The sequence below is a fragment of the Armatimonadota bacterium genome (assembly GCA_035527535.1).
Taxonomy (GTDB): domain Bacteria; phylum Armatimonadota; class Hebobacteria.
The window spans coordinates 1-12964 of record DATLAK010000038.1 but is presented as its reverse complement, the minus strand read 5'-3'; the positions used below and the strand labels follow the sequence as shown (position 1 = coordinate 12964).

At 70.8% G+C, this 12964-nt stretch carries 9 protein-coding genes and 1 pseudogene; 4 read left to right on the top strand and 6 right to left on the bottom strand.

Annotated features, from left to right (window positions below; translation table 11 throughout):
• The first annotated feature begins 335 nt into the window (after nucleotides 1–335).
• From VM221_02145 to VM221_02130, 4 genes are all read left to right on the top strand, one after another.
• Nucleotides 336–1274, top strand: a complete 939-nt coding sequence (locus VM221_02145) for an ATP-binding cassette domain-containing protein (GenBank protein HUT73619.1) — start codon at nucleotides 336–338, stop codon at nucleotides 1272–1274.
• Nucleotides 1271–1981, top strand: a complete 711-nt coding sequence (locus VM221_02140; protein HUT73618.1) for an ABC transporter permease — start codon at nucleotides 1271–1273, stop codon at nucleotides 1979–1981. The genes VM221_02145 and VM221_02140 overlap by 4 nt, the downstream gene beginning before the upstream one ends.
• Before the next feature lie 10 nt (nucleotides 1982–1991).
• Nucleotides 1992–3575, top strand: coding sequence for a Gldg family protein (locus tag VM221_02135; protein ID HUT73617.1), 1584 nt, complete (start codon nucleotides 1992–1994; stop codon nucleotides 3573–3575).
• Between the two features lie 517 nt (nucleotides 3576–4092).
• Nucleotides 4093–5445, top strand: a complete 1353-nt coding sequence (locus VM221_02130) for a DUF4340 domain-containing protein (protein HUT73616.1) — start codon at nucleotides 4093–4095, stop codon at nucleotides 5443–5445.
• Nucleotides 5446–5470: 25 nt separating this feature from the next.
• On the opposite strand, the gene VM221_02125 is transcribed toward VM221_02130, so the two are convergent.
• The 6 genes and pseudogenes from VM221_02125 to VM221_02100 all read right to left on the bottom strand — a co-directional run bounded on the left by VM221_02125 (nucleotide 5471) and on the right by VM221_02100 (nucleotide 12853).
• The gene (locus VM221_02125; protein ID HUT73615.1) at nucleotides 5471–6514 is read right to left on the bottom strand and encodes a phosphotransferase; all 1044 of its coding nucleotides are present in this window, start codon (nucleotides 6512–6514) and stop codon (nucleotides 5471–5473) included.
• Nucleotides 6508–7578, bottom strand: a complete 1071-nt coding sequence (locus tag VM221_02120; protein ID HUT73614.1) for a methyltransferase domain-containing protein — start codon at nucleotides 7576–7578, stop codon at nucleotides 6508–6510. Before VM221_02120 ends, VM221_02125 begins: the two co-directional genes overlap by 7 nt.
• Nucleotides 7575–9032 (bottom strand): flippase, encoded by a 1458-nt coding sequence (locus VM221_02115; protein ID HUT73613.1) that lies wholly within the window; start codon nucleotides 9030–9032, stop codon nucleotides 7575–7577. Before VM221_02115 ends, VM221_02120 begins: the two co-directional genes overlap by 4 nt.
• A gap of 133 nt (nucleotides 9033–9165) precedes the next feature.
• Nucleotides 9166–11247, bottom strand: coding sequence for a helicase C-terminal domain-containing protein (locus tag VM221_02110; GenBank protein HUT73612.1), 2082 nt, complete (start codon nucleotides 11245–11247; stop codon nucleotides 9166–9168).
• 4 nt (nucleotides 11248–11251) lie between these two features.
• Nucleotides 11252–12508 (bottom strand): MFS transporter, encoded by a 1257-nt coding sequence (locus tag VM221_02105; protein HUT73611.1) that lies wholly within the window; start codon nucleotides 12506–12508, stop codon nucleotides 11252–11254.
• Nucleotides 12509–12637: 129 nt separating this feature from the next.
• Nucleotides 12638–12853, bottom strand: a pseudogene (locus tag VM221_02100) (NAD+ synthase).
• Nucleotides 12854–12964: the final 111 nt, after the last annotated feature.

Here is a 12964-nt window from a genome sequence, read left to right as displayed (position 1 = left end):
GGACCGCGCCGGTCGTCTCCGACCGCCGCCCGGCGGTCAGGTCCCTGCACGATCACGGCTGCGAACCTCAGACCCGATGGGTGCAGCCTCGGGGACGGTCGCTGCAATACGTCGAGCAGTTCGCCGCTGCCGGCGATGTCTCCTGCGTCAGCAGGCGTGGCCCAGCGCTGCGAGCGGCCCCTGGGGCGGATGATCGCGCCGCCGGATCTCCGGTCGCCGCCCGATTGGGCAGGCAGGAATTGTGGGCCCGGGGTGCGAATCGTAAAGCAAACCCACGGCGGATGCGTCTTTGCTCCCGCGAGGACGCAGACGTGGCTTGACGCTGACGACCCGGCATGATCGAAATCCAAGGCCTGACCAAGTACTACGGCAGGGTGCACGCGCTGCGCGATGTCAGCTTCTCCGTCGCCGGCGGCGAGGTGGTGGGCTTCCTCGGCCCCAACGCCGCGGGCAAGACGACGGCCCTGCGCATCCTCACCGGCTACCTCGCCGCCGACGCGGGCCGGGTGACGGTGGCGGGCTTCGACGTGTTCGAGGACTCCCTGCAGGTGCGTCAGCGCATCGGCTACCTGCCGGAGACGGTGCCGCTGTACCCCGAGATGACCGTGCGCTCCTACCTCGGCTACTGCGCGCGCCTGCGCGGGGTGGCGCGCAGGCGGCGCGACAGCCGGGTGGACGACGCGGTCGCGAAGACGCGCCTGGGGGAGATGCGTGACACTATCATCGGGCGCTTGTCCAAGGGCTTCCGCCAGCGCGTCGGCATCGCCCAGGCGCTGGTGCACGACCCGCCGGTGCTCGTGCTCGATGAGCCGACCGTCGGCCTCGATCCGCGCCAGATCATCGACACCCGCCAGCTCATCAAGGACCTGGGGCGGGATCACACCGTCATCCTCAGCACCCACATCCTGCCCGAGGTCAGCATGACCTGCAGCCGCGTGGTCATCATCAACCAGGGTCGCATCGTCGCGCAGGACAGCGCCGCGGGGCTATCCGCCCGCGTACGCAGCTCCGCCCGCGTCCTGCTGCGCTTGCTGCGCCCGGGCGCCGATGCCCCGGCGGTGCTATCCGGCATCCCCGGCGTCACCGCGGTGCGGCGCGAAGCCGACGATGCGCTGGTGGTCGAGAGCAAGCTCGACGCCGACGTCCGCGAGCAGCTCGCCCGCACCACCGTCGAGCGCAATTGGGGACTGGTCGAGCTGCGCCCCCTCGAGTTGAGCCTGGAGGACGTCTTCCTGCACCTCACCACCGAAGAGGAGGAGGTCGCCGCGGAATGACCCGCATCCTCCTCATCGCCTACCGCGAGCTGCGCAGCTACTTCTCGTCGTGGACTGCGTACATTGTAATCGCCGGATTCCTTGCCGTCTCCGGCTTCATCTTCTACGTCATCCTGACCACCAACCGCCAGGCTGACCTGCGCTGGTCGCTCCACAACATGGCGGTCACCCTGCTGTTCGTGTGCCCGATCTTGAGCATGCGCCTGCTCGCGGAGGAGCGCCGCTCCGGCACCATCGAGCTGCTCCTGACCTCGCCGGTGACCGACGCGCAGGTGGTGCTCGGCAAGTTCCTGGGGGCGGTAGGGCTGCTGACGGTGCTGCTGGCGGCGACCCTGCACTTCCCCCTCCTCCTCGCCCAATACGGCGCGCCCGACCCGGGACCCCTGCTCACCGGCTACCTGGGGCTGCTGCTGCTGGGCGCGAGCTTCATGGCGGTAGGGGTGCTGGCCTCGGCGCTGACCGCGAGCCAGGTGGTCGCCGGTTTCCTGTCCTTCGGCGGGCTGCTGACGCTGTGGATCGTCGGCTGGGCCGCCGGCCAGCCGGGCTCGACGGCCGCCGCGGTCCTTGAGCACCTGTCTATCTTCAATCACTTCGACGACCTCGCCAAGGGGGTGGTGGACACGACCGACCTCGTCTTCCATCTCAGCTTCATCGGGGTCTGTCTCTTCGGCGCGGCGCGCGCGCTGGAGAGCCGCAAGTGGAACTAGGGCTGGACCCATGCCGAAGGAGCATCCCATAACCGAAGGCCGCGAAGCCGGCGCCCCCTACCTGGCCGGCACCTTCGCCTCGGCCGGCGTCGGCTTGCTGCTGGCGGGGATAGGGGTGGCGGGCACGCGCGGTCTAGCGTGGCCCGCCTACGCTCTGTGGGGGGCGGGCGCGGCGGCGCTGCTGGCAGCCGTCGTCATGCGCAGGCGCGAGGTGGTGGCGGCGCTGCGCGGGCGCGGGGTGCGCTACGGCTCCAACACCGCGGTGCTGGTGGTGGCGGCGCTGGGGATCGCGGTGCTCGCCAACTACCTGGCGGTGCGCCATCACCAGCGATGGGACCTCACGCGCACGCGGGCGCACACCCTGTCGCCGCAGACGCGCAAGCTCCTGCGCGGCCTGGAGCAGCCGCTGGAGATCATCGCCTTCTACAGTCAGGAGCGGGACCCCGGCGGATATCAGCAGGTGCGCGACCTGCTGCGCGAGTACGAGCGCGGTTCGCGCCAGGTCCAGGTGCGGGTGATTGACCCCGACCTCAGCCCCGGGCCGGCCCGCCGCTACGGCGTGACCGACTACGAGACCACTATCATCCGGGCGGGCGAGCGCAAGGAGCAGCTGTCCTTCGCCGGCGAGCAGGAGATCACCAGCGCCATCCTGCGCCTGACCCGCACCAAGCGCCAGCAGGTCTATTTCGTCCAAGGCAACGGCGAGCACGACTTCGAGGGTCAGGATCCCGACGGCTACGGCAGCGCCAAGGAGGCGCTGACCGCACTGGGCTACAAGATCGCGGGCCTGTCGCTGATGGAGAAAGACCGCGTGCCCGCGGACTGCGACGTCCTGGTCATCGCCGGCCCCCGGCAGCGCTACGGCCTGCGCGAGCTGGCGGCGATCAACGCCTATCTCGACGGCGGCGGCGCCGCGCTGGTGATGGTGGACCCGGAGCCGCAGGGGGAAGCGCTGGAGGGGATACTGAGACCGCGCGGGTTGACGCCGCTGCCGGGGATCGTCGTCGAGCCGAAATGGAACCTCCTGGGTGACGCGAGCTCGGTGACGGTGAGCGAGTTCGAGCCGGGCGATATCACGCGGCCGTTCGCGCGCGGCGGGCGCACCTTCGTCGCCGTCTTCGTCCTGGCGCGGGCCTTCGAGCGCGACGACGAGCAGTCGGAGTTCGACCTGCGCGACCTGGTGCGCACCAGCGACGATAGCTGGATCGAAAGCGACTTCCGCGGCACCATCCGCAGAAACCCGCGCGAACCCGGCGGCCCTCTCACCATCGCCGCCACCGTCACCGCCCGGCCCCCGTCCGCCGGCGAGAAGCCGGATTCCAGGCAGCCGCAAGCCCGCCTGGTCGTCTTCGGCGACTCGGATTTCGTCGCCAACGACCTCATCGCCAACGGCGTCAACCGGGACCTGTTCGTCAATGCCATCGGCTGGCTGGCGCGGGCGGGGGAGTTCATATCCATCCAGCCCAAGCCGCGCGAGTCGGCGCCCATGCTGCTGACGCGGACGCAGACCCGGATCGTGTTCGTCCTGTCGCTGATCGTTATGCCGCTGGCGGCGATCGTCGTCGGCGGCGTGGTGTGGTGGCGCCGGCGGTAGGACCGGAAAAGCTTCGCGCCCTTCGGAGGTGGCGGTCATGGCGACTCCTTGCGACGAGCCCATATCCGGGGGGGGCAGGAACGCCCGAATTAGAGCATGGCTCCCGCCGGCGTCCGTGATACTTGGCTGCCTCCTCGGGTGTGTCCTCCCCGCGATCGCTTATGGCGAGGCGTTAGCCGCTCTATCCGGGTTCGGGGTGGTGCGCCGGAGATGGGCGGTTGTGTTGATCCTCGTTCCCAGCGCACTGTGGCTGGGAGCGGCATGGACTCGGGCCGTCACTGGGGAACTCACGCGCCCCGAGCGGATGGCCGCGGCGGCTGCACTGCTGGGGGCGCAGTTGGGCGTGGCCGCACTTGTCTCCGGCGTGATACGCCTGTTCGTCTCCAGGCGCAAGCCGAGTGTCTAGCGATGGCGTGATCGGATCGCCGGGAGGTCATCGGTCCTCCTTGAGGGAGACGATTCGCGAGAGAATGGATTCGCTGCCGCATTCGTCAGTCATGCAAGCAAGCACCGGCACATGAAACCTTATCGCCTGACCATCGTACTCGTGCTCGTGTTCCTGGCGCTCGCTGGGTACGTGTGGTTCTACGAGCGCGGCGAGGCCGGGCGCACGGTGGCGTGGCGCCTCGATCCGGAGCGCGTGCGGCGCATCGAGCTGACAGCGGCGGGCGAGACCACGGTCATTCAGCGCCGCGGCGAGTCATGGCGCATCACTCGCCCCGTCTCCGCGCCCGTGGATATCGGTCGCGTGACCGACTTGCTGGACCGCGTCACCAGCCTGGGGGTGCGCCGGCGCATCAAGCACCCGCAGCGCCTCCAGGACTACGGCCTCACCGATGCCGCCGCCGTCATTCGCCTGGCGCCGGTCAAGGGCAAGGCGCGCGAGCTGCGCCTGGGCGACCGCACCCCCGACGGCGCGGCGGCATATGCGATGGTCACGAGCCGCCGGGAGGTGATCCTGGTGGACCCCATGTTGCTGGACGATGCCGAGGGCGGGGCCGCCGCGCTGCGCGATCGCGCGGCGCTGCGCTTCGAGCCCACCGACGTCTCGCGCATCAGCCTCATCCGCGCCGGGAGCAAGGTCGCGCTGGTCAAGCGCAAGGGCGCCTGGCGAATCGTCGAACCGCTGGCGACGCGCGCTGACGCCGACGAGGTGGAGAGCTTCCTAACGTCGCTGCGCCAGCTTGAGGCCAGCCACTTTCCGGCCGACGACGCACCCCGGCTCGCCCGCTACGGGCTCGACCGGGCGCGCCTGGTGATCGAGCTCGCGCTCAGCGGCGAGCACCAGCCCGCACGCCTGTCCTTCGGCGACAAGACCGACGCCCAGGAGTATTATGCGCGCAGCTCGCGCGAGCCGGCGGTGATGGTGGTGCCGCAATCAGCCGTGGTCGCGGTTGATCGAACGCTGGAGGACCTGCGATCGCGACAGGTCGCGGACTTCGAGATCGCCGCGGTGCAGCGGATCGCAGTGGCGCGCGGGAAAGCCCGCTTCGAGGTGCGGCGCACCGACGACGGGGGGTGGGAGCTGACGCTGCCCCGGCGCGCCCAGGCCGATACCGGCAAAGTCGAGGGCCTGCTGTTCGCGCTCTCCAATCTGCGCGCGGAGAGTTTCCACGACGCCCCGGAGACAGTCGCCGCGTCCGGGCTGGAGACGCCGGTCGCCGCGGTGACCATCCACCAGCGGGGGCGCCAGGAGCCGCTGCGCCTGCGGTTCGGAACCGCGGCGGCCGCGGGGCGCATCTACGTCAGGGGCGACGAACCAATCATCTACGAGGCGGCGGCGGACATCCTCTCGCAACTGCCGGCGCGCGCCGGCGAACTGCAAGCGCAGCCCTCCGGAGTCGGCACCACGAAGTCAGCCGACGACTGAAGACGGGCGCCGCCCGCCGGCCGCCTCAGGCGCCGAGGCCGCCCAGCCAGCCGCGCCTCACTACCTCTTCCTCCGCGCACCTGCGCAGCAGCTCCCGGTGCAATGCGTCGTTGCGGCTCGGCTGACCGGTGGCAGCGCAGTCCCGCACCGCCATGTGCAGCAGGGTCAGGTGGAAGAAGCTCGACGCCAGGGAGAGGTCAATGCCCATCTCCCGCAGGTAGCCGAGGGTATAGCCGCGCCATAAGCGCGCGAACCAACTGCCCGTGAGCAGTGCCTCGCGCAGACCATCGAATGCGACCCCGACCGCTGGGGGCGCCGCGCCCAGCAGCAGACTGTAGCTTAGCGGGAAGAGGAAGGCATCCAGGAACGGCAGCTCCGCCGGGCGCGACCAGTCCCAATCACACACCGCGAGGCGGTCGTTCGCCAGCAGCAGGTTGCGGGGCCAGTAGTCGCCCTGCTGGCACACCAGGGGCAGGTTGGCGCCGGCGGCATCCGCGAGGTCGCCGCGGGCCCGCTCCAGCGCCGCCAGCTCCGCCGGGGTTGGGTGGTGGCATCGCGCGAAGACCTCCAGCGGCGCGTCGCAGCAGCGCTCGAGATCCCGCGCCGTCGGCGACCGATCGCTGCGCGTCGCCTGGTGAAACCGCACCAACCACGACCGGGCCGCCTCGAAGTCGCGTGCGACATGCGCGCGCTGCCGCCACGAGGGCTGGGCGGGATACAGGCGGTACATGGTTTGGCCCGGCAGGTAGGTCTCCACGCCCACCAGGTGCGAACCCACGCGCTCCACCATGAGCGGGCGCGGCACCCCGGCCAGTCGCGGCAGTCGGCGGTGCAGCGCGCCGAGCAAGCGATGAGCCGCGCGCAGGCGTTCTTCAGCCTCCTGATCGGGGGCGAGCTTGACCACCACCACCGGAAACCGCCCGCGTGGGGGGAAGCCGAACAGGATGACCTTGGTCGCGCGCGCGCTGGCGCTGACCTTGACGAACCTGAGATCCGCCGGCGCCGCGCCGGTCAGACCCAAGGCGCTCCAGTTGCCGCACACCAGCTCGGCGATGCGCCGGGTCAACATGGCGGTCCCACCCGGGCGAAAACGGCGAAGCTGCTGACCAGCAGGCGCGCGGCCGTCAGCGGCAGGTGGCCGGCCACGGCCGCCAGCCTGCGCGCGTGCACGGGGCGCGCCACGTGCCGCAGTAGAAAGCGCAAGGGCGCGCCGCGGTCGAGCGGCGCCAGGTAGCGCGGGGTATTGTAGCCCGGTAATGGCGCGTACACGTCAACCTCGTCGAATCCGCAGCCGCGCAGCAGCCGGCGGTAGCCCCAGTAGGTGTAGGTATAGGTCCGATAGGGCCCGCGCTTGCCGCCGGCGGCCACCAGCCGGGTCACCACGTTGGCGACGGGGCGCGGCAGCAGGCTGGTGAAAGGAAGCCCGCTGTGATCGCGCAGCCCCAGCCACAACTGGTACCCGGTTCGGTTCTCGATGCCCAGGTAGAGCGCGCCTCCGGGGCGGAGCAGGCGGCGGATGCGCCGCAGGAAGCGGCGCTGCACGACCTCCGGCGGCGGCCCCAGGTCCGCGCACGCGACCCATTCGAGCACCCCGTTCATCACCACCACGTCGAAGCTGCCCGCTAGGAACGGCAGGTGCAGCAGGTCCGAGCGCACCCGCACGACGTTGGCAAGCCCTTGCTGGCGACAGCGCAAGTCGAGAAACCGCATGCGCTCCTCGACCCCCTCCACCGCCGTCACCGACCGGCACCGCGGCGCCAGCAGCGCCGTCAGGCTTCCCCATCCCGCGCCCAGGTCGAGCACGTCGGCGCTGTCGTCCAGCGGCAGGTAATGGCGCCAATCGGCGCGGCCGGGATCGGTCACGTAGTCGTAGAGGTCCGGCCTGCCGGGGGCCAGCAATTCCCGCAGCGCCGGTTCCCAGCCGCCGGTGCGCGCGCGCTCCACGATCGCGCGCATCTGCGACCGCGGGATCTCGCCCCAGTAGAAGCCATCCGGGTTGAATCGCGGGATGCCGCCGCCCACCGGATAGCGGCCCCCGCAGCGGTCGCAGAGCAGCGCCTGCGCGCGCTCCACCAGGGGCACCCCGCAGGCGGGGCATGCCAGCGTCGGCCCGATCTCGAATTGCGCGCTCACGGCGGACCGACCTCCAGACTCGCCTGACGAGACGCCAGCGCCTGCCACAACCACTCCCCATCGGCGCGGCGCACCGCGCCCATCGCCACCGCCGCCGCCGCGTAGATGGCGATCCCGGCGGGAACGGTCACCGCCAGGCTCATCCCGCGCAGCCACCACAGGCTGACGCCCATGACCGCGGCGGCCACCGCTGGCCGCACCGCCAGGCTAAGCATGTCGAGGCGATAGCCCGCTCGCCGCAGGTAGTAGTAGGTTGTCGCCAGGATAACGAGGTCGGTCATGACCGCGGCGACGGCGGCGCCGTTGTGGTGGAAGCGGGGGATGAGCGCGAAGGCCAGGGCGACGCAGACGGCGGCGCCGATGCCGACGGCGAGGGTGCGCTGCGGTTGGCGGTCGGCGGCGGTCAGCGCCGCGGCGACGGTGTTGGCGGCGAACTTAATGGGGACGCTGGCTCCCAAGAGTTGAAAGACGAGAATAGCGGGGGCGAAGCGCGGCCCGTAGAATCCCACCATCAACGGCTGCGCCAGGGCGATGAGTCCGGCGGCGAGGGGCAGGCCCACCAGCATCAGCACGCGGAAAGCGCGCTCGAGGCCGAACTCGAAGGCCTGAGGTCGCTGCGGATGAGCGCGCGCCATCAACGGCAGCAGCGCCGTGTTGAGGCCCATGGCGATGATGGGCAGCCCCAGCGCCACCACCGAGCCCGCGCGGAAGTACCCGGCTGCCCGTTGCGACGCCAGCAGCGCCACCAGCACCACGTGGGTCTGGAAATAGATGCTGGTCAGGAGTAGGTTGAGGCTGAAGGGCCAGCTCTCGGCGGCCAGGCGTCGCCACAGCGCGAAGTCGGCGGCGGGACGCGGGAAGCCCACCAACCGCGCCGCCAGCGCCAGGTACAGCAGGAGCACCGAGGCGGCGGCCCCGACGAAGACCCCCAGCACCTGCATCACCCCGCCGCCGGTCAGCACCAGGGCGAAGACGGCAACCAGCAGCACGGCCTTCTCGACGAAGATGCAAATCGTCTCCAACTCCATGCGCTCCAGCGCGTAGAAGACCCCGACGAAGAGCAACTCGCATGACTGCAGCACGGTGAAGGCGGCGGCCAGGTACACCCCCTTGCGCACCAGGGGGTCGTCGCTGACCAGGCGGATGATGCCGATCTGGAGGGCGACGGTGATCGCGGCGAGGACGAGCCCCATGCCCAGCGCGTTGGCCAGGTAGCGGCGGGCCTGCTCGCGGTGGCGCGCCACCTCGCGCGCCATCAGCAGGTTGAGGCCGAAGGTGCCGAGGAAAACGAAGAGCCCGGCGTAGGTGGTGAGGAGGGCGAAGGCGCCGAGCGAGCTCGCCCCCAGCACGCGCGCCAGCAGGACGGTGACGGTGAAGTTGGTCGCCCCCTCCAGCCCACGCGCGACCAGCTGGGCCAGGGTGTTCTTCGCTACCCTCGGTGCGCTGCGATGCATGTCGTTTCAGTGTGATAAGCGGAGTGGGCCCGCGCCATCCGGACGGCAGTGCTCAGTCGGCTGCGACCGCTGCGAGGCAGACGGCGGGCGGCGCGCGTGTCTTGCGCACGGTAGTTCCCCAGCTGCGGGTCAATTACCTGCGGCGGCGCGCGGTACGCGTGGTGCGCGCGGGGGTTTCCGCCTGACGGCTCGGATCGCGCGCCGCCCGGCCGGCGCCGGGAGCGAGGAAATCGCCGGCCTCCTCCGGCTCGGCGATCTCGCGCATGGGCGGCAGGCTGGCGGCGAACCAGCGCCCGTAGCTGCGCGAGTGCAGGCGCGAATCGAGCACGCAGAACAGCCCGCGGTCGCTGCGGGTGCGGATGAGCCGCCCGAACCCCTGCTTGAGCTTGAGCACCGCCCGCGGCAGGGAATACTCGCGAAACGCGTTCCCCCCCTGCGCCTCGATGCGCTCCACCCGCGCCTGCTCCAACGGCTCGTCGGGCACGGTGAACGGCAGGCGGGTAATGATGATGCAGCTCAACTGCTCCCCCTGCACGTCCACCCCCTCCCAGAATGAATCGGTGCCGAGCAGCACCGCCGACGGCGTGCGCTTGAACTGCTCCAGCAGCCGCCATTTCGGCATCTCGCCCTGCCGCAGCACCGGGTAGGGGAGGCTCTCAGTGAGCCGCGCCCCCAGCTCGTCCAGCAGGCGATAGGAGGTGAAGAGCACGAACGCGCGCCCCTGGGTCGCCCGCAGGATGCGCTCGATGCGCGCCGCCAGCTCCTCGGGGAAGCCCGGATCGTCGGGCGGGGGCAGGTCCGATGGGGCGTAGGCCAGGCACTGGGCGGCGTAATCGAAGGGCGAGGGCGCGAGCAGTTCCGCCGCCTGGGCGATGCCAAGCCGGCGGCGCATGAAGGCGAAGCTCTTGCCCACCGCCAGGGTGGCGGAGGTGAGGATGACACTGCGCAGCGCGGGGTTCTCGAACAGCCCCTCCGCCAGCTCCGCCGCCACCTCCACCGGGTGGCGGTGCAAGGTAGAGCGCACCTGGCGCCTCCCCACCGCGACCTCGACCCAGCTCGCCCACTCCGGGCTGAGGTCGAACAGCAGAGGCAGCTCCTCCGCCATGGTTTCCGCGCGCTGCGCCAGGTTTAGCGCGCTCTCGCGGTCCTCGCCGTCCAGCCCCGACTGGCGCAAGCTAACGGCGGCCGTGGTCAGGCGATCGGCGGTTTCGGCGGCGGCGGCGCGCGCGCCCTCGATTTCGCCCGACGGCAGCGCGTTCAGGCGCACGCGATCGCGGGTCAGCAGCGGGAAGCGCTCGAACAGCTCGCGGTTGGTCTGCTCCACGCGGTCGGCGGCGTGGTCGAACTCGACCGCGGCCTCGACTGCTCCCTCCGCGCGCCCCAGCAGATGGCGCGCGCGGCGCGCGAAATCGGGGATGCGATAGTTGGTGAAGGTCAAGCCCAGGGCGTTGGCGGCGACGTCGGCGAGGTGGTGCGCCTCGTCGAACACCAGCACCTCGCGCGGGCCCAGCGGCGCCAGCTCGGGATCAATCGCGGCCAGGCGGAAGTTGGCCATGAACAGCGCGTGGTTGCAGACGACCAGGTCCGCTTCCTCCATCTGCGCCCGCGCGCGGTAGTAGTAACATGCGGCGCGGAACTTGCACTTCCAGCGGTGGCAGTCGTCAGCGGCGCACGCCACCTCCGCCCACAACCCGGCGCGCGGCTCGAACTCCAACTCGGCGCGGTCGCCGGTCTCGGTCACCGCGCACCACGCCGCCAGGTCGCGAAAGCGGCGCACTTCGTCCGCGCTCTCGAACAGCCCGCGCTGCTCGCCCGCGCTCGATAGCTGCGCCACCTTGCGCCGGCAGATGAAATTGCCGCGCCCCTTCATCAGCGCCGCGCGGAAGTCGAGCCCCAGCCACTCGCGCAGCCGCGGCAGGTCGTGGCGCAGGAGCTGCTCCTGGAGGTTGATGGTGTAGGTGCTGACCAGCACCGCGCGCCGCGCGTGCAGCGCCGGCAGCAGGTACGCGAGCGACTTGCCGGTGCCGGTGCCGGCCTCGACCACGGCGTGCCCGCCGGCGTTGATGACCTCCCACACCAGCGACGCCATGTCCACCTGCGGTTGGCGAAACTCATACCCCGCCAGGCCGCGCGCCAGCGGGCCGTCAGGCCCCAGCATCGCCTGCGCGTCGAAGGGAAGGGGCTCTTTCGCGGGCTCCTGGCGCGGGGCACTCATGCTGCTATGAGTTCTGCGCGCGCGGCGGTGCGACCTGCGCCCGCGGCAGCCACGCTGCCAGCAGCACCAGCGCCAGCAGCGACATCCCGGCCCCGAAGTAGAACGGCGCCGCCGGCCCCAGCCCCGGCCAGCCGCCCACGCCCTCCCACAGCGCCCCCGCGATCAGGCTCGCCGGCAGCGCGGTGATCGCGGTCGCCGCGTTGAAGACGCCGTAGGCGGTGCCGCGCTGGTCGGGGCGCACCACGTCCCCCACCAGCGCGCGCGCCGTCCCCTCGGCCATGCCGTAGTACGCCCCGTAGAGCGCGAACAGCGCCCAGATGTGCCAGGCGGCATGGGCCAACGCGAAGCCCAGATAGACCGCCGCGTAGAGCCCCCAGGCGACGGCGATGATGCGGGTGCGCCCCCACCGGTCCGACAGCGCCCCCGCCGGTGTCGCCACTACCGCGTACACCGCGTTGAACGCCACCAGCAGCAGCGAGATGCCGAACACGGATAGCCCCACGTTCTGCGCCCGCAGCACCAGGAAGGCGTCGCTGGAGTTGCCGAGGGTGAAGATGATCATGATGACGACGAAGAACCGGAAGCGCCGGTCGAAGCCGCGCAGGGAGAGACGCGGCGCCGCGCCGGGCCGGCGCCCGCTGCCCGTCTCGCGCACGAACAGCGCCAGCACCGCCACCGCCAGGAAGCCGGGAATCATCGCGTAGAGCACCAGGTGACGATAGACCCCCGCCTGCAGCAGATGCGCGTGGCGCTGCGCGGCATAGACGATGACGGCCGCCGCCCCCAGGCCGATGAAGGCCCCCGCGCTGTCGGCGGCGCGGTGGAAACCGAAGCTCAGGCCGCGGCGCCCCTCGGCGCTGGAGTCGGCGATGAGCGCGTCGCGGGGCGAGGTGCGGATGCCCTTGCCCAGGCGATCGGCGAAGCGCACCCCCAGCGCCGTCGGCCACGCATTCGCGACATAGAGGAAGGGCTTGCTCAGGGCGGATAGGCTGTAGCCGATGACGGCCAGCCCCTTGCGCTTGCCCCACACATCGCTGAGCCACCCCGAAAAGATGCGGGTGACGCCGGCCGTGGTCTCGGCCACCCCCTCGATGAGGCCGATGACGGTGGTGCGCACCCCCAGGTCGTTGAAGAGGAACAGCGGGAGCAGGGTGATCGTCATCTCGCTGCTGATGTCGGTCAGCAGGCTGACGAGGCCGAGGACGACGACATTGCGGCTGAGCCCGGCCCTGGCGCGCGGCGGGGTTGGCCCGCCGGTCATGCAAAGACCCCGATTACGGTCATGTGGCTCGCCTCCGGACCGGCGCGCGGCGCGCAGTCCAGCTCGGTTGAGAGGAGCGGGCGCGACCGCGCCTAGGGGTGAAGACGCCCGGCCCCCATTCCCGGCCCTTCATCCCGAATGGGTATAGCTATTCGTCATCGGCAACCGCCGATCCTTGCCGAAAGCCTTGGGGGTGATCTTGACCCCGGGCGGGGCCTGACGGCGCTTGTACTCATTGCGATCCACCAGCCGGATCACCCGGCGCACGACCTCCGCGTCGAAACCCGTGCCCACGATCTCATCGAATCCCCGGTCCTGCTCGACATAGGCGTGCAGAATAGGGTTGCGTCAACGATGAATTGATGGGTGTTCTTCGGGGTCGCACCGGGCGCGACACAGGTAGAGGGCAAGGCATGCCTTGCCCCTACGGGCGGTTTCGCGCGATTGACATCGCGC

Excerpts from the sequence above, each read along its gene's own strand:
- VM221_02135 (HUT73617.1), top strand. The coding sequence starts at position 1,992 with ATGCCGAAGGAGCATCCCATAACCGAAGGCCGCGAAGCCGGCGCCCCC.
- VM221_02110 (HUT73612.1), bottom strand. The coding sequence starts at position 11,247 with ATGAGTGCCCCGCGCCAGGAGCCCGCGAAAGAGCCCCTTCCCTTCGAC.
- VM221_02115 (HUT73613.1), bottom strand. The coding sequence starts at position 9,032 with ATGCATCGCAGCGCACCGAGGGTAGCGAAGAACACCCTGGCCCAGCTG.
- VM221_02145 (HUT73619.1), top strand. The coding sequence starts at position 336 with ATGATCGAAATCCAAGGCCTGACCAAGTACTACGGCAGGGTGCACGCG.
- VM221_02130 (HUT73616.1), top strand. The coding sequence starts at position 4,093 with ATGAAACCTTATCGCCTGACCATCGTACTCGTGCTCGTGTTCCTGGCG.
- VM221_02140 (HUT73618.1), top strand. The coding sequence starts at position 1,271 with ATGACCCGCATCCTCCTCATCGCCTACCGCGAGCTGCGCAGCTACTTC.
- VM221_02125 (HUT73615.1), bottom strand. The coding sequence starts at position 6,514 with ATGTTGACCCGGCGCATCGCCGAGCTGGTGTGCGGCAACTGGAGCGCC.
- VM221_02105 (HUT73611.1), bottom strand. The coding sequence starts at position 12,508 with ATGACCGGCGGGCCAACCCCGCCGCGCGCCAGGGCCGGGCTCAGCCGC.